Raw genomic sequence first — 24,398 nt, forward strand, 5'->3', positions numbered from 1 at the left:
TTGGAGGGGCGGTTATCTCTGGCATATACTGTATAAAAATACAGTGTTTTGCGTAACCGACCCCATGCACCCCGCCCTCGCCCATCCGGAAGCGATTCATCCGAGTCTGTGGAAGGCGTCGCAACTGCCCCGTTCCGGCACGCGCGGCGTCGACACGGGCCATCCGGAATTGACAGCCGAACTGCCGGGTGGCGGTTGGCCGGCCGGCGCGCTGATCGAACTACTCGCGCCGCAGCCTGGTATCGGCGAGCTTCGGCTGCTGGCGCCCGTGCTCGCGCGCGTGGCCGGGAAGCCGGTGATGCTGATCCAGCCGCCGCACGCGCTGCAGCCGCTGGCGCTCGCATATTGGGGCATCGACCCGTCCGGCTTCGTGACGCTGCCGGCGCCGCGCACGGCCGATGCGCTGTGGGCCGCCGAACAGACGCTGCGCGCCGGCACGTGCGCTGCCGTGCTGATCTGGCAGCCGCATGTCCGTACGGACGGATTACGGCGGCTCAACCTGGCCGCACAGAGCGGCCAGGCGCTGTTCTATCTCTTCCGGCCGGCGGCCGCCGCGCGCGACGCTTCGCCAGCACCCTTGCGGCTCGCGCTGGCGCCTAAGCGCGACGGAATCGACGTCACGTTCGTGAAGCGCCGTGGGCCGGCACGCGACACGCCGCTGTTCGTCCCTTTGTCCCCCTCGCCGATTTTGTTGAACCGCCATGCAAGTCTGGATCGGCGTGCATCTGCCGCACCTCAACCTCGAAGTGTTCCGGCCGCGATCGCCGGCGCCGTCGCCTGACGATGCGCGCGGGCTCGTCGTGCTTGAGGGCGGCCGCGTCGTGGCGCTCGATCGCGCCGCGCGTACGCTCGGAGTGGTCGCCGGCATGCGCCGCGGTGGCGTGCTGTCGCTCGCGCCGGACGCGCAGATCCGCGAGCGCGACGCCGCGCGCGAGCGCGAGCTCGTGCTCGGCGTTGCCTATGCGCTCCTGCAGTTCACACCGAACGTTGTCGACGCCGAAGAAGCCGTGGTGGTGCTCGACGTGACGGCGAGCCTGCGCCTCTTCCATGGCATCCGCGCGTTGCGCCAGCACGTGCGCGACGTCGTCGCGTCGTTCGGCGTCACCGCAGCGATATCCGTCGCCTCGTCGGGTCCGGCCGCGTGGATGGTCGCTCGCGGCCTGCGCGGTGGTCTCGCGCTGTCCGCGCGATCGCTGCGCCGCGCGCTCGCGCGCGTGCCGCTCGTCGTGGCGCCGGACGCGCGGCGCTACGCGAACTGGTTTGAGGATCTCGGCTGCGAAACTCTGGCCGATCTGCAGCGCTTGCCGCGCGCCGGGCTGAAAAAGCGCTGCGGTACGCAGTTGTTGGACTGGCTCGACCAGGTCGCCGGCACCGCGCCGGCCCCATACGACTGGCTCGAAATGCCGCCGTCGTTCGACACGCGCGTCGAACTGATGGACCGCGTCGAGCACGCCGAGGCGCTGCTGTTCGTCGCGCGCCGGCTGATCCTGCAGCTGACCGGCTGGCTCACCGCGAAGCAGCTGGACGTCGCCGCGTTCGCGCTGCTGCTCGAGCACGAGCGCGGGCGGGACGCGATCGCGCCAACCGAGATCGAGATCGCCTTGGGTGCCCCTACCCGCTTCGAGGAATACCTCACGCGGCTCGTCAAGGAGCGGCTCGGCCACGTCGAGCTCGCCGGGCCCGTGATTGCGGTGCGCCTGATCGCCCGCAGGGTGCAGGAAGCGGCCGCGCCGAGCGACTCCCTGTTCCCGGAGCCCGGCGGCACGCCGCAGGATCACGCACGGTTGCTCGAACTGCTGACGGCACGGCTCGGCGCCGAGAACGTGCTCGTACCGGCTCCCATGGCCGACTACCGTCCGGAGCCGGCCGCTCGCTGGGTGCCGATGCGCGATGCGCCGAAGCCGGCGCCGCTGCCGGCGGATCTGCCGCGCCCGGCCTGGCTGCTTGCCAAGCCAGTGCCGCTGCTCACGCGCAAGCATCGGCCGTTCTACGGCACACCGCTGCGCATGGTTTCGCCCGGCGAGCGCATCGAAGGCGGCTGGCAGGACGGGCAGACCGTGACGCGCGACTACTTCGTTGCCGAGGACGACCACGGCGTCTGCTACTGGATCTACAAGGAGCGGCCGACAGCCAGCGACGAGAGCGAAGCGCGCTTCTTCCTGCACGGCCTGTTCGGCTGATCCGTCATGGACGCCGGCAGTTTCGGCGCCCTGCCCGCCTACGCGGAACTGCAGGTCGCCTCCGATTTTTCATTCCTGCACGGTGCGTCGCGCGCGGAGGAATACGTCGCGCGCGCGGCGCAGCTCGGCTACAGCGCGATCGCGATCACCGACGAATGCTCGCTGGCCGGCGTCGTGCGCGCGCACGTCGAAGCGAAGGCGGCGAACATGCCGCTGATCATCGGCTCGCACTTCCGGCTAACGGCCGCCGACGGCGCGCTGGCGATCGCGTTCACCGCACTCGCGATGAATCGCGACGGTTACGGCAACCTCTGCGAATTCATTTCGCTCGGTCGGATGCGCAGCAAGAAAGGCACGTACCGCCTAGCGCCGCTTGATCTAGAGCATCCGGAAGCGCCGTACACCCACCTCCGCAGCCTGCCCGACTGCATCGCGATCCTGTCGCCGGACTTCCCGGCAAACGAGCAGCGCCTCGACGCGCAGGTCGAATGGTTCGCACGCGTGTTCGGCGATCGCGCATGGGTCGCGCTGACGCTGCACGCACGCGCGATGGACGACATCCACCGCGGCGTGGTCGAGCGCGTCGCCGCGCGCCACGGCGTGCCGGTGGTGGCCACCAGCTGGCCGCTGATGCACGTGCGGTCGCGCAAGCCGCTGCAGGACGTGCTGACGGGAATTCGCGTCGGCCGACCGGTAACGGAGTGCGGGTACGAGCTCGCGCCGAATGCGGAGCGTCACCTGCGATCGCGCCTGCGGCTCGCCAACCTCTATCCCGCCGGCGCGCTCGAGGAAACCGTGCGTGTCGCGCGACGCTGCACGTTCTCGCTCGACGACCTGAAGTACGAGTATCCGGATGAACTGGTACCGGCCGGCACCGACCCGGCGACGTACCTGCGCGAGCAGACCTACATCGGCGCACGCCGGCGCTTCCCTGCCGGCATCCCGGTCGACGTCCAGGCGCAGATCGAGCACGAGCTGCAACTGATAGCGGAGCTGCACTATGAGCCGTACTTCCTGACCGTCTACGACATTGTGCAATTCGCACGGGGACAGGGAATCTTGTGCCAAGGGCGCGGATCGGCGGCGAATTCGGCGGTGTGCTATTGCCTTGGCGTGACCGAGGTGGACCCGTCCCGCTCCAACATGCTGTTTGAGCGTTTTGTCTCAAAAAATAGGGCCGAACCCCCAGATATCGACGTCGATTTCGAGCATCAGCGCCGCGAAGAGGTCATGCAGTACATCTACCGGAAGTACGGGCGCGATCGCGCCGCGCTGACGGCCGCCGTCACGACATACCGGCCGCGCAGCGCGTTGCGCGAAGCCGGCAAAGCACTCGGCGTGGATCCGGCGATCGTCGAACGCGTGGCGAAGCAGCATCACTGGTTCGACTCGCGCGCCGATCTGCTGCAGCGGTTTGCAGAGGCCGGTCTCGATCCCGAAGCGCCGCTGAATCAGCAGTGGGCCGCGTTTGCCGCTCAGTTGCTCGGCTATCCACGTCACCTGTCGCAGCACTCGGGCGGCTTCGTGATCAGCCGCGGCAAGCTCACCCGGCTCGTACCGGTCGAGAACGCAGCGATGGACGATCGCTCGATCATCCAGTGGGACAAGGACGACATCGAGGCGCTCGGCATCCTGAAGATCGACGTCCTGGCGCTCGGCATGCTGTCGATGGTGCGACGCGCGCTCGACATGATCTCGGAAAAGCGCGGCGAGACTTTCGAGTTGCAGGACATCCCGGCAGAGGACAAACCGACCTACGACATGCTGTGCGACGGCGACAGCATGGGCGTGTTCCAGGTGGAATCGCGCGCGCAGATGTCGATGCTGCCGCGCCTGCGACCGCAATGCTTCTACGACCTGGTGATCGAAGTGGCGATCGTCCGGCCGGGCCCGGTTCAGGGCGGCATGGTCCATCCGTTTCTGCGCCGGCGTCAGGGGCTCGAACCGGTCACCTATCCTTCGCCCGACGTCGAGAAGGCGCTGAAGCGCACGCTCGGCGTGCCGATCTTCCAGGAGCAAGTCATGCAGGTCGCGATGCTCGCGGCCGGCTTCTCCGCCGGTGAGGCTGACCAGCTTCGGCGCGCGATGGCGGCCTGGAAACGCAAGGGCGGCTTGGAGCCGTATCACGAGCGCCTGGTCAGCGGCATGCTCGCGCGCGGCTACGATCACGAGTTCGCCGAGGCGATCTTCGCGCAGATCAAGGGTTTCAGCGACTACGGCTTCCCGGAAAGCCACGCGGCCAGCTTCGCGTTGCTCGTCTACTCGAGCGCATGGCTGCGTCGCCACGAACCGGCCGTGTTTCTGGCTGCCCTGCTCAACAGCCAGCCGATGGGCTTCTATACGCCGTCGCAGCTGCTGCAGGACGCGCGACGCCGCGGCGTTGAGGTGCTGCCCGTCGACGTCAACGTGAGCACATGGGATTCAGCGCTCGAAGGGCCGACGACGTCGGCGCCCGTGCGGCTTGGCTTCTCGCTGTTGCGCGGCATGCGCGAAGATGTCGCCGGCCGCATCGAGCTCGCACGCGCAGCGCGACCATTCGTCGACGTCGCGGATCTCGCGCGCCGCGCGCGGCTCGATCGGCACGACCTGCAGGTGCTCGCGCGTGCGAACGCTCTTCGCTCACTGGCCGGCGGCAATCGACGCGCGGCGCTTTGGTTGGCGGCCGCCGCAGTCCCTGATCGCGATTTGCTGCGCGGTACCGAGCGCGACGACGCGGTTCCGGCGTTGCCTCAAGCATCGGAGGGCCACGAGATCGTGACGGACTATCGCGCGATGGGCTTTACGCTCGGCCGTCATCCGCTGGCGCTGCTGCGTGAGCGCCTCGCGCTCGATCGCCTGCAGTCGGCCGAGCAGCTGGCAACGTTGCGCAGCGGCCAGCTCGCGCGCGCGTGCGGATTGGTCACGGTGCGGCAGCGGCCGGGCACGGCCAACGGCGTGCTGTTCATGACGCTGGAGGACGAGACGGGCCAGGTCAACGTGATCCTCTGGCCCGGCCTGCTGGAGCAGTTTCGGAAGGAAGCGCTCGGCGCCGCGCTGCTCGCCGTGTACGGCGTGTGGCAGGCTGAAGGTAAAGTTCGGCATCTGATCGCGAGCAAGCTCGTCGACCGGTCCGAACTTCTCGGGGCACTGCCCACGACGGCGAGGGAGTTTCGCTGATTTTGGTTGGCCGGAGCCGTATGGGCGGCCCAGCGGAGTGAATTGCGAAAACTTGACTTACCAGATCGCTCCGTATGCTGGTCGATATCGATTTCCTAACCACGACTGGAGAAATGATGTCGACCTTCCAAGAACTGCTCGCACGGCGAGCTGCCCTTGAAACGGAAATTCAGACCGCCAAGGCAGGAGAGCGCTCGAATGCGCTGAAGGAAGTCAAACGACTCGTGGACGAGTTCGACTTTTCGACGCGGGAGATTTTCGGCACGAGCAAGATTCGGAAGCGCCAGACCGTTCAGCCTCGGTATCGCGATCCCGCGACTGGCGCGACGTGGAGCGGTCGCGGCCGGCCGCCGAAGTGGATTGACGGCAAGGACCGCTCGCAGTACCGGATCGAGGCGCCGGCCACGCACGCTTGAACAGCGCGGCGACACTCGATACATTCAACCTATCTCGCTCGCGGCGGGGATACGCAATCCAGCCCGCCGCGTACCATTCAACGACTCCCCATGAAACCCTCCGATAATCCCGCAATCATGGATCTGGAAACGGACTCGGTGATGTTCGAACACGCGCTTGAACGAGCCACGGAAGACTTGCGCCGAATCGTGATGTCGATAACGGAGCGCCATTTCAATTCAGGTTTGGTGCCCTCGATCACCTGGCCTGCGCTGCTCGAGATTGAAGAGGAAGCCTTTTCGGACCTTGCATTCCAAAGCCGCAACGAAGCCGCAGTAGTCGCCGCGCTTCCCCGGATCGGGCCTACTACGCTGCCGGGCATCGATCTGAACGGGCTGATCGACTGGCGCCTGTCCGCACGGTGGCTGCCGATCGCTTACGAATGTGTCCAGGACTACCTGTTGACCGCGCGTCCGGCGGCACAACGCGACGACGAAGTGTGAGGCGAACGTTGCCCCAACTGATCGGTATGGCCCGCCACGGGTCTCGTGACCGTAGCCATGGCGCAGAGCCACCGGCGATGCGTCCGCAATGCTCTCACGACGCGCCGGCGGCCGTGTCAGCACTGCCGCCGGACGACCCCCTCCTCTTGGAGACGAAGGACGCGAATCGCAGATTCGCGTTATGCTTGGGGTATCCAATATTCAGTATATAAGATCGAATGGACGAACCGACTCTCTGGCTGTCGGCACCGACCGAGGCCTATCAGCAGTGGCAGCGCACGGAAGCCGCAGGCGCTGATCGGCGTGCGTTCTCGCCGAGGTCGATCGTCCAGCACGAAGCGATGTTTGAACGCTTCATGCGCCACCTCGCCGCCGCTCATCGGTCGCTGGCCACCTTCGGGCCCGACCACCTCGAATCGTTCTTCGCTGATCTCGATCGCCGGTGCAAACCCGGCACCACGACGCGCCTGCGCTACGAGAAGCTTCTCGACAGGCTTGGCCGACACCTGGTCGACGTCGGCGTGCGCAAGACCAATCCAGCGGCCGCCTATGCGTTGACGCAAACGTGGCCGGCGGACGAACCGGTCCCGGTGTACTTGCTCGAAGCCGACGATCTTCGATTACAGGCGTCGATCCGGGCCATCGACGGGCTCGACGATCGCGCGCTGCGGAACCGCGCCATCGTTGGCTTATTGCTCTCGACCGGCATTACCGCGCAGGAAATCCGACAGGCGGCCGCCGTCGACCTCGATCTGTCGCCGGCGCGGCCGCGCCTTCAAATCCCGAAGCGCGGCCCGCGCGAAGCACGCCGGGTCAACGTAGCCGAATTCGCGGAACCGGCGCTCGCGCGATGGCGGAACCTGTCCGCGGCCGCCGACAGCCCACTACTGTTCCCGTCCCCCCGTGCAGGCGGGCCGATGACCGACGAGATGCTCGGCCGCATCGTTCGGGACGAGCTCCTCGCGATCGACGTTCGGCTCCCCGATATGAGCCCGCGCACCCTGCGGAACACGTTCGCCAGGCGCCTGCTGCTCGCCGGCAGAAGCAACGATGACGTCATGCATCTCTTGGGCCTGACGAGCCAGCGCACTGTGATCCGCATGCGGGCAACCATCCCGACCGAGCCTCAAGCGGCACTCCAGACTTGACTTCCGCCCCGCCTCGATAGCCTGAAAAAGCCAGCAAGTTCGCTGGCTTTTTCGCTATTGGAGCATTCAATATGGACTACGTATCGCGCTACACGGACCTCGTCTACTCCGCCAACGGCGGCATCGCCGTCTGCCGCTACCGGTTGCTCGCGCTCGCGTCGGAACCGAAGCAGCTCGTCATACAGGTCGAGAACCACGGCGGCAACAAGGACCTCCTGATCACCGATCACAACGTCCGCGACGGAATCCTCAACCGAATCGCCGATCGCGAACTGACAGGCATCCCGTTCGACCTGCTTTGCGTTGCGTTGACCGAGGCCGGCCAACATCACATCGTCTTCGTCGAAGCCGATCTCGAGGACTACATACATCGCGGATTTCCGTTTGAGCGATCCGCTCAGCAGGCCGCACGTGGCCGACATATCGAACGGATCTCGATCAACTCCCGTGACCTGGTGGTCGGCCGGACCCGCCTGCAGACCGCGCATGCGACTCCTACGCTCGCAGACGACAGTCTCGCGGCCATCCTCGACCGGCCGACGTCCGTGTAAGCGCCTAATACGCGGGCGTGTAGCCTCGGCTGGGCGTCATGTACTGAGTCCGATCGCCAACAACAACGGAGGCGGCAGGCAGAAAAAAACCCGGTGCAGACGCACCGGGTTTGTTCCAAAGTGTCGAGCTTCAAGCCGCCTGCGAGAACATATCGACAGGCGCCAGGTTCAGCATGGTGAGGTGCTCGGTGTTCGATATCGCGCGGTCGACGAGAAATCGATCAAGCTCGGCTGGCGTCAGGTTGTGTCGCTCGGCGAGATGCGCGAAGTACTGCCCACGCTTGGCCATCTCCTGATACCGGCCCGCCATACCGTCCGGAAGCCTCAGAATGCCCTCGTTCAACCAGAACCGAGCCGACTCCATCCCCGAGTGCTGCTGCGCCTTCACAGACCACCCAGCATCGAAACTGCAGGTCACGAACGCACACGCTGCCTCAACGTCTACCTCGAACTGGTCACTCTCTTCGAAATAGACGATCTGCTCACCGGATCGTGTGCGCGCATATCGGCTCGGCCGATCGGGATGGACATAGCGGTTCCACTGTTCCGCGGCGTAGTCTCGGAGCCCATCCGTGGGCACCTCTGCGTCGTACGCGCCGACGAAGAACCACCCATGATGCGGGATGTCGATCTTCGGCAACGGATCGAGGACCGGAACATGGTAGCGCCGGCCGAGCCTATGCACGTCGAACCAGACCGACAGCGCTGGAAACGCATGCGGTGCGTAGTGGTGCATCGAGAGATAAAAATCGATCGCGACCAGCTGCGCCGGCGCAACCATCTCGAACTGAACGTCGCAGAGCGCGCGGTTCTTGGGTGTGTCAGGTATCTCGCCCGTGGCCAACGCGCCCTCATGCCGCTCAGCGCGCTCGACCTCAAGCGCGTCGAGGGTGAGCAGGTACTGCAGCAATCGAACACGCTCCAGGTACGACAGAACGTCCGGCTTGACCGCCAGATACCCAGCGTCGCTCAGCTTCCGGCCGACGAGCTCGCGACGGCCGAGATCCCATTGCACGGCCATCAGGTAGTTGCGAAAGCGGTTCAGGCCCTCCAGATGACGGTGGCCAGCTTCCTTCACCATTGACTCCATCGAACGATCGCGCTCGCCGGTCACGCAACAGAACGCGCATCCGAATCGAGACCCGCACGCGGCGCGCGCGCCGCCCTCTCCCAGAATCACACCGCAAGTCCCCTCGTTCCCGGCGCGGTATAGATCTGACAGGCGCCGGATCGACTCGCTGGACACGGGCGACGGAAAGGGACGGTCTGAATCCTCCGCGAAGAGCGAAAGCATCGTCCATACACAGTCGGTGGACCACTCGGCGATCGGCGAAAACGTGAGAAATCCGTCCGCATTCCGGACGGGTCTCAGCGCATTCTCGTTGCGAGCGGCCATGGCCGCCGCGCGACTGCCGCTTTCTCCAAACCGGTTGCCGAGAATGGTGACGACTTCACCACTGCCGCCGACGGCCGCCGAACGCTCGAGCGTGACGCGCAGGCGATTCTGCGGGTCAACCTTCCAGTCCGCCGCACAGGCACGTATCCGCTTTCCGTTCTTCACCCCGTTTTCCGGGGTGCGCGGAAGCGTCCCGCGCCCGATCGTCGCAACAACGAACTGCGACGCAAGGGACGGCTTCGCAACGTGCACGGAAACCGGGACATCAGCATCGTGATACGCGTCGCCGATCTCGTCCAGCATGACCTGAAGGTGCCAGTGCATACTCGGATTTTCGATTGTCGTGTCTGCGCTCGTCACGAAGTGCTCGCGCGACACGTCGGTGCCGGCACGCCGCACCGCCTCGAGCATGAGGATCGCCGTACAGGTTGAGTCCTTCCCACCGCTCAACGCGTTCGAGAGGGTGTAGCCCTCTCGAATTAGCGTGACAAGGCCGTCGATCGCCGCTTCCATCTGCGTCAAGATTTCAGAAAACATTTGCTGCTCCACGTGCACGGGAACAGCCCCATGCGGGAGCCGTTCCCGCATGGGTTGAGGATAGGTATCGATCAGGGCGCGCGGTAGAGTTCGCCGCGCGCAGAGACCGATTCCCAGTTCTTCAGATAGACGTCCGCGATCCGCGCGTCGCCGCGCAGAACCACTACGTTTTCCGAGTTGTACCGGGCCGCCTGCTGCGAATAGTTGTAACTGCCCGTCTGTACCGTCACGTTGTCCACGATCAGGACTTTCGAGTGCTGGGCCGAGTAGCTGCTCACGACACGAACCGTGATCCCGGCGTACGTGAGCGCGCCGAGCGCGGCACGTGCTCGGCCGCTGCGATCCTCGTCGAGGTTGCTGCGGGCATCGACCGTCACCGCGACGTCGACACCTCTCCGCTTCGCGGAGATCAACGCTCGAGTTACCGCCGGAGCGGTAAACGAGTAGGCCAGCACGCGAATCGACTGGCGAGCTTCGCCGATCGTCCGCAGCACCAGCGCTTCAGCGCCACCATCCGGCGAGAACGCAATTTCAACCCGCGGCAGGGTCTCCGCCTGTGCGCGGCCGCCCAGCGCGATCGCAACGCAACAGCACAGCCATGCCACCAGCACGGCCCAACCGATTTGCTTCTTCATAGAGGTATCTCCAAAGGAAAAAAGAGCGCCCCTCCGTTCCCGTGCGGGGCGTTGAGAGACGGCATCGAAACGTTGTGACGAACGAATTAGCGGTTCGCCAATACTTTCTCCACATCACGCGCGGTGACGGTCAAAAGCCACCGATCGCTGTCTCTCCGCGGCCACTTGGCGAACTCCGCGTACCCCTCTTTCTGCGGAACAGCTGAACTGCCAACCGCAACGAGAAAGTCGAAGCGATCGGCGGGAACGCGCAGTAGCGCGCAGCTGGATTGGAGCGCGATTCGGACCGCCGAAAGGCCGACGTATGCCGGGGCGTCGATCACCGTCAGCGCATGCATTGCAACATCACGCACCGACGAGTTCTCTGCTTGATCGGCGGTGATCGATAGCGTCGCCAGACGCGCCCGAACCGACATCGAGTCGAACGAATCTCGCGCGCCTTGCGGCACGACACTCGACGCGAGCTGAACAAGATCAACATTCAGGAGTGGCATATAGCGGCCTTAAAAAAAGGGCCCCACTCTCTTACGAGAGCGGGGCCGTTGGTCAACGGATTAGATGCAAGGCTTCGGGCGCCCTGCGGGAAAAGTGTGAACTTGGCCATCCTTGCAGATGACCGCGTCCGTTTTCATAGGCGGCCACCTATTCACGGCCTGCGAAGCCACCGCGTAGCGCATGGCCGGCGGCTGCGAGCCGCCGTGCATCGCGATCAACAGCATCACCAGGTTCGTCATCCCGTCCATCGAACACTCCTCCGTCGACGATTCAGGACACGGCGACAGCCGTAGCGGCCACCGTCACCCAGCACCCATCAACCAGCACGTCGCGCAGCCGCGAGCCGTTCAGCTCGTAGACGTGCTCTGTACCCATGCGGATGGGTTTCGGGCGAACCGAAACCGTCAGGCTTCGATGCAGAGCAACAGAGTTGGACTTCAGTTTCATTGCGTTCCTCGAAAAGAAAAAAGGCGAGGAACGCCCCTGTGGGGAACGGTCCCCACCAGGGTTAAAAATGTGTGCTGCACTACCTCGCGAGTGCGGCCACGTCGATGACCGCATCGGCCTCCGCAATCAGGTCGGGCGTTTGCGAGATGAAAAACTCTCGCGCATACCCGCCCTGACGCAGCACCTCGCGCTTCATACGCATGAACTGCACCTTGCGATCGGGATCAAGCGGACCATCCGACTCGTCGCTAAACAGCGTCTCGTACGGTTGTCCCGCGTTACCAGCGATGTACAGGGCGACGCCCCGTGTCAGGCATTCGTTGATCCACACCTTCTGACCACCAGACATCACGCCAACCGCTTTGCTGCTGTCGCTTTCGGCGTCGTGCACGAGGATTTCAAATCCCTCGCGCGTGTCACCATTGGCCAGCGTGCGCTGCGTCTGGATCTCGACCGTGAACCGCGTGCCGTAGCACGCAAGCAGCAGGTCGTTCACCGTCTGCGTCAGTGCCGGGCCTGCGTCGTCGATCGTCAGCGCGATCACGCCGTCATTGCCCAGCCCTTTCGCCAACAGCTTCCACTTCGCGATCTCGTCCGAGATGCGCTCTGCGAGTGCCTGCGTCGCTGAAAAGCCCTCAAGCTCGCGCTCGAGCGTTACCAGCGTCGTTTCTCCCGTAGCCTGACTCCGGATCAATGCTTCGATCCTGGCATCCAGCCCCGTGCAGGTCTCGCGTCGAGCGGCCAACTGGCGATCGACATCCGCAATCGCTTGCGCGACATCGACAGAAGCCAGACGCGACACCTCCGCCTCGACCTCCCGCAACAAGCCGTTTATCCGCACCGTCTCGGTCTCTCGACGCTTCGACGCCTCGCCTCGCTCAACTTCGAGCGACGCAAGTTCCGCCTGGCCCTGTTGCATCCCGGTTTCAGCTGCATCGAGCAGCGGCTTTCGTGCGGCAAGTTCGGTTGCACGTTGCAGCGCCTGCCGGGCCGCCGCGATTTCCGAATTGACGCGCTGCAGTTCGGCGCGCTTCGCAGACAACGCCTCAACAGCCGGCGCCAGTTGATCCAGTTCCGCCTTATGGCTGCGGTACCGGGTCCGAAGGTCGTTCAACGAGATGGTCTGGACGTCCACCTGCTGTGCCGCGCTCCTCGCTTGCGCGAGCAACGGGCACGTCACGTGAATATCCATCCCCGCACACGGCACCGAGCCGATGACCGCCGATTGCTCGGTCAGGCTCTTGATCAAGTCGGCCTTGGTCGTGCCCTCCGATTGCAGGCTGGTGAGCGTCGATCCGACCGTTGCTGCCCGCAGTCGCTTCGCGTCAAGCTCGTCGATCGCGCGCTGCAAAGGTTCGAACAGTGCTTCGGCCTTGCTGAGCCGAAGCTGTGCATCGTCGCGATCCGCTGCGGCGCCAAGAATGGACTCACGCTGCCGAACAACGGCCGCATGGCCGGCGATCGTGTTACGAATCGTCGTCGCGCGCTGCAACAACCGTTGCTGCTCCGCCTGCCCGTCACGCTCCACGGCATCAAGCGAAGTCCGCAGCTCGTTGCGACGCGCCCCCAGTTCCCCGAGTCGCGCCGCCGCAGCCGCGTTCTCGCCTTGCTTGGCAACCAACACGGCGTGCTGCTGCGTCAGCGTCGCGATCTCCGCCTGGACAGTCGTGCGCTGCTCGCGCGCGGCAGCGATCTCCGAAACGTCCATCGCGATCGCCTTGCGCATCTGACCGACCCGCTCACGCTTTCCAGAAAATGCCGTGAGGTCTTGCTGCACCACACCAAGTTGCCGGGCCAGCACCTTCGCGACCTCTGCAGCCTTCGTCGACAACGCACGGAGGTGATCGATCTTCAGCAGTTCAGCGAGCAACGCCTTGATCTCGCTCGCTCCGTACGACGCGAGCGGCCGGCGGTTCTGCGCCGAAAATACGCTCGTGAAGAACGACTCGAGCGAACCGCAGATCGCGTCAACACATCGATCGTAGGTTTCGCTCTTGCCATCCGACACGGTGCCGTCCGGCAGCGATACCGGCCGCCACTCGCCATCGGTCGAGCGATAGAACAGGAAGTAATTCGCCTTGCCGGTCTTGCCGGGCTTGCGGAACGCGAAGGTCGACCGATAGCACAAGCCATCGTGCTCCCATTCAAACTCCTTGCGCGCCTGCACCCCGCAGATGTGATCCCAGTACGAGAACGCATCGACCGAGAGCTTCGACGCGCGCGACGGCATGATCCGGTACGGATGGAGGTTGTCCATGATCGTCGTCTTGCCGGCGCCGTTCGGCCCCGTCAACGCGATCAATCCATTGGGCAGTGACTCCAGATCGAGTTCGACGCTGTCGCGTTTCATCCCGTCCCGCACGCCATGGAACCCTTCAAGCAACAGTTTCAGTGGTCGCATGACTGGATCTCCGCGAGCGTAATGGGCTGCAGATAGTCGTCAGGCAGGAACGGCACGTCATCGTCGTCGATCGTCAGCGTCGGCTCGGGCCGGGAAGCCGGCTTGCCCAACGTGCCATCGACAGCAGCCTGCACCGTCCCGCAGAGGCGACGGAACGCGTCCGACGTCTGCTTGAGCACCGCGTCCCAATCGGGACAACCCGTGAGGATCTGCAGCTCGCGCCCCGACCACTGACCCGAGTAGCCCGAGTCGAACGACCAGAGCAGGTTCTGCAGTTCGACGCCCGGCGTGACCACGATTTCAGCCTGGTCGGCTTCGATCACATGGGTCAGGACGAACAGGCCATCGCGTTGCGCGATGACAGCGCCGCGCTGAGCACCGAACGGTTGATGAAAGAGAGCTGCAGTGCACCCGCCATGGTCGACGAGGAGCTTCTGCAGCGACTTGGCGTCGGTGGACGCAGTATAGGTTTGCGCCCAACGGACGCCAGCAGGATAGAGACCAAACATGAGCACACTCCGGAATGAAGACGGAGTGCGCCCCTGACGGGGAACACGCCCCGTCAGGGTAGAAAGAAACTGGATGCAGCGATGCTGCGTTCGATGCGCCAATGGGCGCGGGGTGAACCTCGTTTCGATAGCCACACGGGCTATCGGAACACGGCTAGTGTTCGAAAATGACGGGATGCAAACCGTCCGTGGGCCAAGCTACGCCGCAAACAAATCGTCGATGAGCCAGGATTGTTCGTCAGCGGCCGCCGCGATAGTCGCCATTGTGGCCAGCGGCAAGGCCGACTCGACGATCGGCGTGACGGGCTGACCACCAGCGGGCTCGTCAGCACTGGCTAAACGCGCCAGGATTGCTTGCGCGATCGCGTCCGGCTCCCCGGTCTCGAGCAGCTGCAGCCGGTCAACCAGCGGAACAGCATCGACGTCGGCCAGCTCGCACCATCGGGACAGCTTCGCGTCGACCGTCGGCGCCGTGCTGATCCCCTCTGCCCGGCTACGCATGACAGGAAGCACGCGCGGCTCGAGCTTCACGCCGGCGGCCGTCGAGAACATTGCTTCGATCGCCTTGCGGTCGACCAACTGCTTATGCTCTTCGTCGATCTGCCAGCGAATACGCACGAACTTCCCGGCGGACGCAGCCGCGAGCGCTTCGAGCTCGTTCGTGTCAGGCGGCCCGTCAAAAGCAACCGAGACCATTTCACGAGATGGCGTCGGAACCAGCGCCGCATGAGCGTCGTTCGCCGAAACTTCCCACGAAAGGTAGCCCTTGTCGCCGAGCTCACCGTAGTGGAAACGCCCGATCGAACCCGGATACCCCACGAGCCGCCCCTCGCGCTCCCACGTCTGGTGCTTGTGGATGTGACCGAGCATGAACGCCGAGCACTCCGCGCCAAACAGCGCGCTCAGGCTGAACTCGTGATCGAATCCTGCCATCGTGACGCCGTGTTCCGTCTGACAACCGTTCACCGTGCCGTGCGACACTCCGATCGTCGGGACGCCTGCCGCTCGGAATGCCGCATTGACCCGGCCGGCAGCAGCGAGGAACCCTGCGAGGGTATCCGCGAGATCAGTCGATGCCGCCAGCGACCCGACGCGCAGCGCCAGCTCCGCTTTGTTCATCGTCGGAAGACACGTAAAGATCGCTTCGGGCTCGCTGTACAGATGGTGTCGCACTTCGTCGTCGTCGAAGACCGGCCCACGCGAGAACCAGAAGTTTCCATCGTAGAGAGCAACCTGACAGACGCGGTCCGCAATGGCCACCGGATACCGCGCGCCCATCAGCGCGAAGTTGTCGAGTGTCCCGGGCGGCTCGTGCGAGAACGTGCCCTGCAGCATCAGCACCGGCATCGCTTGCGCAAGTCGGTGCACCTGAGTCGCGAGTGAGTTCAGCGCCGGCGCATGGGCATCGAGCCGATGGTCGGTCGAGTCACCGCTGATCACCGCCACCTCGACCTCGCGTGCTATCGCGTCACCTACCGCATACGAGAAGCACCGGTCCGCCTCGTCGAGGTGTTCAGGCGCGTAATGCAAGTCAGAAAAATGCGCGATCTTCATCAACGCCTCCAGAAAAAGAAAAGGCCACCCGCAGGCAGCCAGAGATAGATCCGCGCCGGCATGCGGCGCAAAAAGAAAAGTTACGATCGAGAAAGCGCGTCCCGCACGTGCATGAGCGCCTTGCCGAGCAGGTTCAACCCCTGCCAGGCGGACGGATCAGCGATGCGGGGATCCTGTTCGCCGAGCCCGACGCCCCAGATCCGGTCATACGGGCTCGCCTCGACCAGAACCGACGTCCCGGTCGCGCGCAGCGCGTTCGCGAGAGCCTCGTTTTGTCGAAACTTCTCGCGACAGCCTACGAACATGATCTTCTCGCGCGCCGCTAGCCAACGGGCCTCGTCGAAGCCGCGTACCGAACGGCCAAGCCGCTTCTGCTCGCGTGGCGATGTCGACGACAGGATTGCTTCCGCTGTCGCGTGGTCATCGAACAGCATAGCTTTCGCGTACATCATGAATTGTTCGACACAGTTGAAGGTGACTTCGTGGAACGTGAAGCTGCACGGGTGCCAATTGCTGAACACGTCGGCGGCGCCGAAAAACGCCGTGATGTTGCCGATCCGGCGCATGGGATCCTCCAGAGGGATGGGTCAAGAGATGGCCGCTTGCGCGGACGATTTCGATGCGTGAGGCACGCGGTCGAAAGCACTTGAGCAAATGACTTTGCTGAAGGACTCTCAGGTGCGCGATGTAGAAAGAGACACCGGCCCCGAAGGGCCGGCGAAAGGGGAATCAGTTACGCGTTGCGGAACGATTCGACCGCCTCACCGATCTCGCGATCGAGTGCTTGCGGATCCATGAGCCCGGTCTGCAGCCGCGCGATCATCTTGTCGAGATCGGCGGGCCGCTCCGTCCAGCCACGTCCGAATCGGGAGTGACCGTAGATGCGAAACGACTTGCGTTCCTCTTCCTCAACGAAGCGAAGACGCTGCAGCAGGTCTTGCATGCGATGACGCTTCTCTTCCATGGTCTCCGGCGGGCCATCCTCGGGCTCGTCACTGCTAGCGTGCCCAGCATCGCTCCCGCCGTCTGCCGGATGAAGCTGAATCACCGTGCCGCCAGGATCGCTCTGCGTGGTCGTTCCCGAATCCTCGATCGTCAACGGCACATCCTCAGCGCCGTCGAGCAGCGCGCCGATGTCGATGTCAGCGTCGAGCACGGTCAGCATCTGCATTTGACGCACCGCCTCGCCCGCCTCGTTGATACGCGTGATGTCGAATTCCCGCTTCGAGATCCAGAACTTCGTCCCCGTCAGCTTGCCGCGAGCCAGCTGGACCGTTTTCATCGCCGCGTACGCTTTCTGCAGCACGTAAATCGAGTTCGTCGGAAGCTCGATCAGGCCCAGACCTTTGATGTCGGGAATCGCGAAGATGAACTGCGCGCCGAGGTTGCATTGCCGCCCCTGGTACTGCGGGCATTGCTCGGGGTTGCAGACTCCGTCGGGAATCGCGTCATCCTGACGGAAGATCACGTCGCGGCCGCCGAATTGGCGAACTGCGCGCGTCGCGTGCGGATCACGCTCGACCTTCGCGTACGTCTTGCAGTAACGGAGCCCGTCATGCCCGTACTCCGAGAAGTACTTGCGGCCACTCGTGCCCCACGCCGCCATCTGGTTGGGGATGTTCTGCATCCAGTCGTTGAAGGCGAACAGTACCGGGAAGCGGTAAAGCCTGACGCCTTGCCCGCGGTCCTCGCCGTAGAGCCGAAGTATCTCGTCAGCGACCGCCGGATTGTTGAAGTCCGAGCGCCGGCAGGTGAAGTAGTCGGTGTTGCGCGGCGCCAGCGCATTCCTGAGTCGACAACGGGACTCGATCGCCTTGCCGATCGTCTCGAACGAGTCGCCGGCGGCCACCATCGCTTCGTACAGCGCAACCGCATCCGGATTGCCCCGGGCTGACGACGTCAGTACCTTGATGCCGGGCCGGATCTTCCCGATCACGGGCGGGCGCATCGCCCGCTCTTCGACGACGCTCCGTACGGGGCCACCTGCCAAACTGACAACTGCATTCATGATGGTTTCCTTGCAAGTTTGAAGATCGCCTGGGTGCGCAACGCATCCGCCGATTGCTCGAGCGCGTTGGCAGCCGCCTCTCCGCGGCGGTGGGCGATACTGGACAGAAAAATCCGGCGATCGGAGTCGGTGAACATCGCGACCTGGGCCACTTCGCAACGCTCCCGCCAGGCGGGTGACGTCGTGTCGGTGGCCGACCTTTCCTCGGCGATCGTTTGACTGATCACGTCGGCAATCCGGGAATTGAGACGATTGGGAAGCACAGGTACCTCCGGGACAGAAAAATGACGAAAAAAAAGCGCGTTCCTCGGCAGAGGAACGCGCTTCGTGGATTCGGTGAAATGACCCAAGCACCACGTCCCTTCCGGGGACGTGGTGCTCAGGGAGCCGGTCGGCTCATATAGAGGACGTTAGGTCGTCCTCGCACAGCATGGTCACGCTGCGCTACAGCCCATTTTCGGAAGTGCCATTCCGACGCAGGTTCACGGCTCAGTCGACTACAGTCGTTCTACCCAGACAGAGGCCTGGAGAGAGACACCCGTTATCCGGGGTCGAACGACGTCGCGGCGCAAGTGAATGCGGCCAGCAACGAGTTTTATGACTGAAATGGGGAGCGCGGGCGAGGCGCTCATCAGAAGTGAATTCCACACTGGTTGCCAACCAGTCGGAGCATGCCCATAGGCACGGCTTGTACAAAAGATGGACTTCGGCCAGCGAAGTCAAGGTCGATGCGTCAGGGACGCGAGAAGTAGAGTCAGTATCGCGGTAATTCCGGGATGCGCTCCCCGAAAAGCTCACGAAAACAGGCTCGCTTTTGCCGGTACGTGCATCCGGTGGCTCGCTCAGAATCATCGATGAGAGAGACCACCCGAAAAAATCATGTCTGCCGTTCTCGAACCACCGCACGAAGGGCGCGGGCAATCTGACACGCCCGCGCAAAGCACCCCGCCCACCGACGAGCCGCCGGTGCGCCTCGCCACGTCGACAGGATTGAAGCCGATCCAGCGCCTGACGAGCGACAGCCGTATCGACAAGATCGTGCCGGATTCCGACGCGGTCACGATCCTGCACTACAGCTCTGTCTTCGCACGCACGTTCATCCGGAGCGACTACAACTTCTGCGCAGCCAAGATCGCCGTTGCCCGCGGCGGCAAGGTGCTCGCCGTCCAGACTGCCCTGCGCGAAACCGCCGACTGGATGCGGAAAGCCACCGCGTGGGTCGAGCGGCACAACGCGCGCGCGCTGACGTTTCCGTACGAGCAGATCGAACTGAAGGTGACGCGGCCGCTGGCCGGCCTGCTGGTCAGGTGCCTGACCCAATACGACCGCCTGTTCGTCGCGTCGATGGAGGCCCAGCTCGCGGAAAAGATCACGCCGCAGGATCGGGCCAACATCCTCAAAAACGCCGAAGGCCGGATCCTGCACGTGAGAACCGCGTGCATCCCGGACAACGACCGATACGACGCCGACGGCACCGCACGCGACTGACCCGGAATCACCTGCTGCACGATCCGACCGACTTGACATTGCCGGCCGGTGAATAAGCTCGTTTCGAGCCCGTCGCGCATTCGAACGGCGTCGCGACGTACCGATCATCTACGGAGTAAATCTTGGACATTCGAGAGATCCAGGCGCTACATGCCCAATACTCGTCGCAACCCGTCGTCATCGACATCACCAGCCATGTGCGGGCGCTCCCTGCTCCTGACCGGCAGGAATCGGCGCGCGAGCGCGTCACCGCTCGACTATCTTCGGCCTGCCGAAACGTCGCCCGGCCGGCCGCCATCGTCCTTGCTGGTGTAGCGGCGGCCGGACTCACGGGCATCAGCGTGGCAAAGCTCTGGCACGCGCTCCATCCCCCGCAAGCCGTTGCACACGTTGAGCGGTCGACCCCACATACTGCGACCACGCCGCCCGCGCCCGCCGCAGCCTCGACGCCGCCCGGGGTCCGACGGCCGCTCACCGGTTCGGACTTTGCCGAGCCAGCCGATCGCACGCCGGCGGCCACGTCACGCATCGACGCACAAGCGCTGCGGACCAGCGAGTCCGGAGGGTCGACGGCGCCGGCAACCGCCGCGATGCCCTCCTCCGCGACCGACCTGGAAAACGCTGCCGCGTCACCGATCCGAGCCGCGCGCGCGACCTCGAACCAAGCCGCCGGCCAGCAACAGGTCGCTACCGCTCAAACCGCTTCGCGACCGCCGCCCGCAACGTCGCCGGCACCCGTCGCAGCACAGCCCACGGTGCAGCCCGCAGAACAACCGAAAGTCGCGCGCCACCGGATCCACCGCGCCCCTAGTCGCCAGCGCCAGGAGCCGGCCACCACGGAGGCGACGGCATCCACGCCGCATAACGAACCCACGAAGACCGAACACTCCCCGAAATCTTCGCCGCCCGCCAAGACCGGCGACGTTCCACTTTTCTGAAAGAGGCACACCATGAAAGCGAAACCGAACAACGTGACGGTCCTCATGCCCGGCCTGGTCGTCGAAGGCAACATGATCCTCGACCACGGCCTGAGCGTATTCGCTCTCGCAAACGGCGACATCATTTCCACCGACGGCCTGCTCCACGTCGGGGCCGGCGGCATCGTCAAGGGCAAGGTTCAGGGTGAAATTGTCCGAATCGATGGGACCGTGGAAGGCGACGTCCACGCGCGCGAGGTGCTCGAAATCAATGGGCGCGTGCTCGGGAACGTGTTCTACTGCGGAACAATCAGACTCGGGGCGCACGCCGCGCTCAACGGTCAGCTCAAGCGCGTACCGCCCGAGCTGGTAATCGAAGCGCAGACCACCGTGACACCGGTCGCCGACACCTCAAACGCAGCGTTTCTCCCTACGTCCTGAACAATTCGAGCAAATGCGTGGCCGCGTATGTCCGGCGCAGTGGCATGGCTCTCAATCCGCTTGCCTTCACTGATGCCACCGAGCCAACTTGGGTACTTCGGAAAGAAGATGCGATCATTACTGCCGTAAATGCTAGCCGATAAAGAAACTCGCGGACTGCATCCTAAAACCACTACATCCAATCGAGGACGACCCGTTGAAAAAAACTCTCGCCGCAATCGCCCTTGCGCTCGTCACGGCACATGCAGCTGCTGACGACCAGCTTTTGAACGGCTTCAACATCGCTTGGCAAAAAGACGGGCAGACACTGGTAGCCAGCACGCACTATTTCACTGACCCGTCGGGTCGCCTCATCCCTTTCGCGATGACCAACGGACAGAGCGTCGGATATGCTACATGCACGGTGAACGGCCCGACCACGACTCTGACTTCGAATCAGCGAACTGTCGGGCGCGCTCTATCACTGTCCCCCGACTCGGACGCAGACGGAGCGCTCAGCTTGACGATCGAAGCGGAAGACACGGTGCTCGTGGGGATCAAGGAGGTCGAGAACGGCCCGTGCAAGTCCCAAGTCGTTGAAGCTCGTGGAATGCCACTCACCCGGGTGACAGCAAAACTCGCTCGGAAGGGAACGACCGTGGTTCCGTTCCCCGGCGGTCACTACGAGCTTCGGTTCACCGCTCTCGATCAATAACTTCGACAGAGCGTCGGTGAGCGTCGGCCGCCTTGCGCGGCCGATCTTTTATTCAATACCGGATTCGATAACAAATCGCGACACTGCGTTCTTCTTGATCGAAGAAATGGTCAGACTGTCCCGAGCGCGCGTCATCGCGACGTAGAAAAGGCGCCGCTCCTCCGATTCCGGGCTCTTTTCGTCGGGCACCACGCCCTCCTCCGATCGACTGATCCAGACGTGGTCGTACTCGAGCCCCTTCGAGCTGTGCATCGTCGTGAGCACCAGGACTCCGGCGCCCGGCTTGTTGTTGTCGCGCTTCAGGAACTCGATGCGCTCGGTAAACGAACCGTTCAGGCGGCTCACCACGTCGTAGATGCACTGGATCGCCCGGATCGCGACATCGCCCTTGGCGTAGGTCATCATCCACTCGTAGACGCCTTCCAACGCGAGCGATTGGAACGATCGCCCGCAGAGCGCCTGCCACTCGCCCAGCCGCTTCATGAAGGCTCGGTACGCAGTCGCCGTCTCCTCGCGCAGCCCGACGCCGACGAGCTCCTGCTTTTGCATCTGGACGAAGGCAGCGCCCATGCGCTTGTGCAGCGCGCCGAGGTCGTAGGAACTCATGCCCATGTAGCCCAGGACGGCGTCGATACCGTTCTGCTTGTGGCCTTCGACCACCTGCAGCAGGTTGCACATCAGCGCAGCCTGAGGTTTGTTGAGCACCGATCCGCCCGACGCGCGGTAGTACGGCACACCGTGTGATCGACACACGGATTCGATCGGATCGAGGATCCGGTTGGTACGCGCAAGGATCGCGCAGCTCGCGCCAGCGGCCAACCGCGGTTGGAGCATTTCGACGGCGGCCACCGCGTCGCCATACTCATCGTCGAACCGTCTCGCCGTGACCACGCCGCCGGCACCGCGGTCCGCATGAAGGACCTTCGGCATCCGATCGACGTTGTTCTGGATCACCCGGTCGGCGGCCGCCAGGATCTCCGCGCGACAGCGATAGTTGCTACCCAGCACCACGCGTTGCGCCGCGAACGTGCTCGCGAAGCTTTCCATGCCGCGAAAGCCGAGTGCGGCCCGGAACCCGTAGATGCTCTGGTCGTCGTCGCCCACAACCGTGACGTGCGTGCCCGCGCGCGCGTGCAGCTCGACCCACCGGAACTGCAGCGGGTCCGTATCCTGGAACTCGTCGACGAGCAGATCGGTGAACCGATACGGCTTGATGTCCTCACTCTGCATCCGCTCGACGGCGAGGCGCAACATGTCCTGGAAGTCGATCTTGCCATTGCGCTCGAGCGCGTCCTGGTAGGCGGCGTAGAGCGTGGCCTCGGCCGAACCCTCATCGGCTCGACCGAAGTTCGTCTTGATCCGCTCGACGATCGGTACTGCCTCTTCAACCTTCCAGTCGAACCCGAGCTCTGCAAGCACGCGCCCAAGCATCCCGAGGCGATCGCCTTCCGATGCAATATCCGGCCGGCCGCGACCGGGTCGTTGAAGCTGCTTGTATGCTAGCGAATGGAAGGTGCCGGCGATCAGCCGACGCTTGGCATCGGGCGGCGCCAGCGCGAGAATGCGCTCGCGAAGCTCGACGGCCGCATCCTTGCTGAAGGTGACGGCCCCGACCACCGCCGTCGGATCCTTCAGCAAGAACGCGGCCTTCGTCGCGCTCATCTTGGTCTTGCCCGCGCCCGGGCACGCGATCGCGAGGCAGTGGCGGCGCAGAAGTGCCACCTCGCGCTGTTGGGGATTCAACTCGTCGAGCATGGCACCGGTCTTCCCGATCAGTTACCGCGAACGGTGTTCATCAGCTTCAGGTGGGTCGTGTAGCCGCGCAGGCCGACCGGGTGGAACTTGCGCAGGAAGCGCGCGGTCTCGTCGTCGACGTCGGACTGGTCACGAATCCCGTTCCAGACGAGGAAGTCGAAGTGGTCCATCACCTGGTCGAACTTCAGGATCACGGAGAGCAGGCGCATCGAGAACCGCGAGTACGCTTCGACTTCGATATCGAGCGAAGGCTTCGTCACGGTCGGTGCGAATACCGTTTCGCCGCGATCCCGCATTTCCGTTTCGGTCTTCACGCGGAAGCCATGCGCAACGTCGAGCTGTTCGTTTACATAGCCTTCGAGCTGCTCGAGCTGCTTCTCGAACCACGTGCTGACGATTCCCTGCTCGTTCGCGCCGTACGTCGCGCGACCGAAGCGCTGCATGTTGATCGTCATCCGGTTCAGGTACGGCCACCACTGCTCGAACAGCGGCCGAAGACGCGTGTGTTTCATCGTGACTCGCGCGGTCACGACCGCGGCGCCCGACAGCTGCTTGTTCATCAGCTCGCGACCGATCTCGCGACGGCGTTGGATGATTCGCGCGCGCTCTGCGGGCGAGAGGTCGCGGAACAGCGTGCGGGTGCGTGCCACCTCCTCGAGCTTGAGCTTCGCTTCGTCGCTGCTGATCAGCCCTTCGCGCTGCAACACGTTGGCCGAATTCTCCATCTCGTCGAGCTCGCGCTCGACTTCACCATCGTCCGCGCCGTCCGTCGTCTGCCGGGTGTCGCCCACTACCAGGCTACCCGTGACTGCTGATGCATCGTCGCCCGCCGGCAGAAGTACGGCTACGTGGCCAGGTGCTGCGTCCGCAGTATCGGTGCCGACGTGCGCTTCTTCGTTGATCGTGCTCATGTGGATCCTATCTGGTTGACTAACCGCACGTGCGGCTTGCGTCTATTCTTGCGGTCCTATGCGGCGACAGACGCCCAAAACGTGAACGATTTCGCGCGCCTTTCGGGGCCGCTGCGGCACGCTGGGCGAAAAAAAAGCCCCCTCCGGGGGAGAGGGGGCAAGGCTGAAAGCTCTACGGGGAGTCGAGCCTTCTGAGGACCGTAAACCATGACTCATTGTGGCGCGACCAGGCCGCCCAGTTCGTTCGAATCGTCAGGTATTTCGACAGCCTTTTCC

Annotated in this window: 24 protein-coding genes; 11 read left to right on the plus strand and 13 right to left on the minus strand. The window is 64.0% G+C overall.

The features are described from left to right. The first annotated feature begins 64 nt into the window (after positions 1-64). The 7 genes from imuA (at position 65) to CFB39_RS37695 (ending at position 7,934) form a co-directional block, all read left to right on the plus strand. Positions 65-781: a translesion DNA synthesis-associated protein ImuA gene (imuA, locus tag CFB39_RS37665; RefSeq protein WP_089476856.1), complete on the plus strand. Its 717-nt coding sequence runs from the start codon at positions 65-67 to the stop codon at positions 779-781. Continuing rightward, entirely contained in the window at positions 702-2,180 is a 1,479-nt protein-coding gene (locus CFB39_RS37670) for a DNA polymerase Y family protein (protein WP_179257804.1), read from the plus strand. The genes imuA and CFB39_RS37670 overlap by 80 nt, the downstream gene beginning before the upstream one ends. A 6-nt stretch (positions 2,181-2,186) precedes the next feature. Next, positions 2,187-5,336, plus strand: a complete 3,150-nt coding sequence (locus CFB39_RS37675) for an error-prone DNA polymerase (RefSeq protein WP_089476857.1) — start codon at positions 2,187-2,189, stop codon at positions 5,334-5,336. 74 nt (positions 5,337-5,410) lie between these two features. Continuing rightward, the gene (locus tag CFB39_RS37680) at positions 5,411-5,752 is read left to right on the plus strand and encodes an H-NS family nucleoid-associated regulatory protein (RefSeq protein WP_226113879.1); all 342 of its coding nucleotides are present in this window, start codon (positions 5,411-5,413) and stop codon (positions 5,750-5,752) included. Between the two features lie 90 nt (positions 5,753-5,842). Beyond that, positions 5,843-6,235 carry a DUF2471 family protein gene (locus CFB39_RS37685; protein WP_089476858.1) on the plus strand — a complete coding sequence of 131 codons (393 nt, stop codon included), beginning with the start codon at positions 5,843-5,845 and terminating at the stop codon, positions 6,233-6,235. Between the two features lie 218 nt (positions 6,236-6,453). After that, positions 6,454-7,383, plus strand: a complete 930-nt coding sequence (locus CFB39_RS37690) for a tyrosine-type recombinase/integrase (RefSeq protein ID WP_089476859.1) — start codon at positions 6,454-6,456, stop codon at positions 7,381-7,383. 71 nt (positions 7,384-7,454) lie between these two features. After that, positions 7,455-7,934 (plus strand): hypothetical protein, encoded by a 480-nt coding sequence (locus CFB39_RS37695; protein ID WP_089476860.1) that lies wholly within the window; start codon positions 7,455-7,457, stop codon positions 7,932-7,934. A gap of 130 nt (positions 7,935-8,064) precedes the next feature. On the opposite strand, the gene CFB39_RS37700 is transcribed toward CFB39_RS37695, so the two are convergent. The 11 genes from CFB39_RS37700 to CFB39_RS37745 form a co-directional block, all read right to left on the minus strand. Continuing rightward, positions 8,065-9,867: a phosphoadenosine phosphosulfate reductase family protein gene (locus CFB39_RS37700; protein WP_089476936.1), complete on the minus strand. Its 1,803-nt coding sequence runs from the start codon at positions 9,865-9,867 to the stop codon at positions 8,065-8,067. A 71-nt stretch (positions 9,868-9,938) separates the two neighbouring features. Next, positions 9,939-10,502 carry a phospholipase D family protein gene (locus tag CFB39_RS37705; RefSeq protein ID WP_089476861.1) on the minus strand — a complete coding sequence of 188 codons (564 nt, stop codon included), beginning with the start codon at positions 10,500-10,502 and terminating at the stop codon, positions 9,939-9,941. An 86-nt stretch (positions 10,503-10,588) separates the two neighbouring features. Next, on the minus strand, positions 10,589-10,996 hold the full coding sequence (locus CFB39_RS37710) for a hypothetical protein (RefSeq protein ID WP_089476862.1): 408 nt from the start codon (positions 10,994-10,996) through the stop codon (positions 10,589-10,591). 60 nt (positions 10,997-11,056) lie between these two features. Then, the gene (locus tag CFB39_RS37715; protein WP_089476863.1) at positions 11,057-11,245 is read right to left on the minus strand and encodes a hypothetical protein; all 189 of its coding nucleotides are present in this window, start codon (positions 11,243-11,245) and stop codon (positions 11,057-11,059) included. A gap of 22 nt (positions 11,246-11,267) precedes the next feature. Further along, a complete protein-coding gene (locus CFB39_RS40485) occupies positions 11,268-11,444 on the minus strand; it encodes a hypothetical protein (RefSeq protein ID WP_179257805.1) in 177 nt (58 codons plus the stop codon). 79 nt (positions 11,445-11,523) lie between these two features. Further along, positions 11,524-13,845, minus strand: coding sequence for a nuclease SbcCD subunit C (locus tag CFB39_RS37720; RefSeq protein WP_089476864.1), 2,322 nt, complete (start codon positions 13,843-13,845; stop codon positions 11,524-11,526). Beyond that, on the minus strand, positions 13,833-14,354 hold the full coding sequence (locus tag CFB39_RS37725) for a hypothetical protein (RefSeq protein WP_089476865.1): 522 nt from the start codon (positions 14,352-14,354) through the stop codon (positions 13,833-13,835). The genes CFB39_RS37720 and CFB39_RS37725 overlap by 13 nt, the downstream gene beginning before the upstream one ends. 198 nt (positions 14,355-14,552) lie before the next feature. Further along, complete coding sequence (locus CFB39_RS37730) at positions 14,553-15,908, minus strand: metallophosphoesterase family protein (RefSeq protein WP_089476866.1); 1,356 nt, start codon at positions 15,906-15,908, stop codon at positions 14,553-14,555. Positions 15,909-15,988: 80 nt separating this feature from the next. After that, on the minus strand, positions 15,989-16,474 hold the full coding sequence (locus CFB39_RS37735) for an NADAR family protein (protein ID WP_089476867.1): 486 nt from the start codon (positions 16,472-16,474) through the stop codon (positions 15,989-15,991). Positions 16,475-16,641: 167 nt separating this feature from the next. Continuing rightward, on the minus strand, positions 16,642-17,916 hold the full coding sequence (locus tag CFB39_RS37740) for a hypothetical protein (protein ID WP_089476868.1): 1,275 nt from the start codon (positions 17,914-17,916) through the stop codon (positions 16,642-16,644). Continuing rightward, positions 17,913-18,179, minus strand: coding sequence for a hypothetical protein (locus CFB39_RS37745; protein ID WP_060321642.1), 267 nt, complete (start codon positions 18,177-18,179; stop codon positions 17,913-17,915). Before CFB39_RS37745 ends, CFB39_RS37740 begins: the two co-directional genes overlap by 4 nt. 616 nt (positions 18,180-18,795) lie before the next feature. Here CFB39_RS37745 and CFB39_RS37750 point away from each other — a divergent pair. The 4 genes from CFB39_RS37750 (at position 18,796) to CFB39_RS37765 (ending at position 21,456) form a co-directional block, all read left to right on the plus strand. Beyond that, on the plus strand, positions 18,796-19,404 hold the full coding sequence (locus CFB39_RS37750) for a DUF1845 domain-containing protein (protein ID WP_089476869.1): 609 nt from the start codon (positions 18,796-18,798) through the stop codon (positions 19,402-19,404). Positions 19,405-19,526: 122 nt separating this feature from the next. After that, complete coding sequence (locus CFB39_RS37755; RefSeq protein ID WP_089476870.1) at positions 19,527-20,342, plus strand: hypothetical protein; 816 nt, start codon at positions 19,527-19,529, stop codon at positions 20,340-20,342. A 12-nt stretch (positions 20,343-20,354) separates the two neighbouring features. Beyond that, the gene (locus CFB39_RS37760; RefSeq protein WP_089476871.1) at positions 20,355-20,762 is read left to right on the plus strand and encodes a polymer-forming cytoskeletal protein; all 408 of its coding nucleotides are present in this window, start codon (positions 20,355-20,357) and stop codon (positions 20,760-20,762) included. A 196-nt stretch (positions 20,763-20,958) separates the two neighbouring features. After that, on the plus strand, positions 20,959-21,456 hold the full coding sequence (locus CFB39_RS37765; protein ID WP_089476872.1) for a hypothetical protein: 498 nt from the start codon (positions 20,959-20,961) through the stop codon (positions 21,454-21,456). Positions 21,457-21,504: 48 nt separating this feature from the next. On the opposite strand, the gene CFB39_RS37770 is transcribed toward CFB39_RS37765, so the two are convergent. Both CFB39_RS37770 and CFB39_RS37775 read right to left on the minus strand, forming a co-directional pair. Continuing rightward, complete coding sequence (locus tag CFB39_RS37770) at positions 21,505-23,211, minus strand: ATP-dependent helicase (protein WP_089476873.1); 1,707 nt, start codon at positions 23,209-23,211, stop codon at positions 21,505-21,507. Between the two features lie 17 nt (positions 23,212-23,228). Beyond that, positions 23,229-24,122, minus strand: a complete 894-nt coding sequence (locus CFB39_RS37775; protein WP_089476874.1) for an ATPase — start codon at positions 24,120-24,122, stop codon at positions 23,229-23,231. Positions 24,123-24,398 lie beyond the last annotated feature (276 nt).

This window comes from Burkholderia sp. AU6039 (genome assembly GCF_002223365.1).
GTDB lineage: Bacteria > Pseudomonadota > Gammaproteobacteria > Burkholderiales > Burkholderiaceae > Burkholderia.

Bases quoted from the DNA above. Each gene is read 5' to 3' on its own strand.
- CFB39_RS37680 (WP_226113879.1), top strand. From the start codon at position 5,411: ATGCTGGTCGATATCGATTTCCTAACCACGACTGGAGAAATGATGTCG.
- CFB39_RS40485 (WP_179257805.1), bottom strand. From the start codon at position 11,444: ATGAAACTGAAGTCCAACTCTGTTGCTCTGCATCGAAGCCTGACGGTT.
- CFB39_RS37750 (WP_089476869.1), top strand. From the start codon at position 18,796: ATGTCTGCCGTTCTCGAACCACCGCACGAAGGGCGCGGGCAATCTGAC.
- CFB39_RS37770 (WP_089476873.1), bottom strand. From the start codon at position 23,211: ATGCTCGACGAGTTGAATCCCCAACAGCGCGAGGTGGCACTTCTGCGC.
- CFB39_RS37670 (WP_179257804.1), top strand. From the start codon at position 702: ATGCAAGTCTGGATCGGCGTGCATCTGCCGCACCTCAACCTCGAAGTG.
- CFB39_RS37690 (WP_089476859.1), top strand. From the start codon at position 6,454: ATGGACGAACCGACTCTCTGGCTGTCGGCACCGACCGAGGCCTATCAG.
- CFB39_RS37775 (WP_089476874.1), bottom strand. From the start codon at position 24,122: ATGAGCACGATCAACGAAGAAGCGCACGTCGGCACCGATACTGCGGAC.
- imuA (WP_089476856.1), top strand. From the start codon at position 65: ATGCACCCCGCCCTCGCCCATCCGGAAGCGATTCATCCGAGTCTGTGG.
- CFB39_RS37720 (WP_089476864.1), bottom strand. From the start codon at position 13,845: ATGCGACCACTGAAACTGTTGCTTGAAGGGTTCCATGGCGTGCGGGAC.
- CFB39_RS37740 (WP_089476868.1), bottom strand. From the start codon at position 17,916: ATGAATGCAGTTGTCAGTTTGGCAGGTGGCCCCGTACGGAGCGTCGTC.
- CFB39_RS37730 (WP_089476866.1), bottom strand. From the start codon at position 15,908: ATGAAGATCGCGCATTTTTCTGACTTGCATTACGCGCCTGAACACCTC.
- CFB39_RS37735 (WP_089476867.1), bottom strand. From the start codon at position 16,474: ATGCGCCGGATCGGCAACATCACGGCGTTTTTCGGCGCCGCCGACGTG.
- CFB39_RS37705 (WP_089476861.1), bottom strand. From the start codon at position 10,502: ATGAAGAAGCAAATCGGTTGGGCCGTGCTGGTGGCATGGCTGTGCTGT.
- CFB39_RS37675 (WP_089476857.1), top strand. From the start codon at position 2,187: ATGGACGCCGGCAGTTTCGGCGCCCTGCCCGCCTACGCGGAACTGCAG.
- CFB39_RS37760 (WP_089476871.1), top strand. From the start codon at position 20,355: ATGAAAGCGAAACCGAACAACGTGACGGTCCTCATGCCCGGCCTGGTC.
- CFB39_RS37715 (WP_089476863.1), bottom strand. From the start codon at position 11,245: ATGGACGGGATGACGAACCTGGTGATGCTGTTGATCGCGATGCACGGC.
- CFB39_RS37685 (WP_089476858.1), top strand. From the start codon at position 5,843: ATGAAACCCTCCGATAATCCCGCAATCATGGATCTGGAAACGGACTCG.
- CFB39_RS37710 (WP_089476862.1), bottom strand. From the start codon at position 10,996: ATGCCACTCCTGAATGTTGATCTTGTTCAGCTCGCGTCGAGTGTCGTG.
- CFB39_RS37725 (WP_089476865.1), bottom strand. From the start codon at position 14,354: ATGTTTGGTCTCTATCCTGCTGGCGTCCGTTGGGCGCAAACCTATACT.
- CFB39_RS37700 (WP_089476936.1), bottom strand. From the start codon at position 9,867: ATGTTTTCTGAAATCTTGACGCAGATGGAAGCGGCGATCGACGGCCTT.
- CFB39_RS37695 (WP_089476860.1), top strand. From the start codon at position 7,455: ATGGACTACGTATCGCGCTACACGGACCTCGTCTACTCCGCCAACGGC.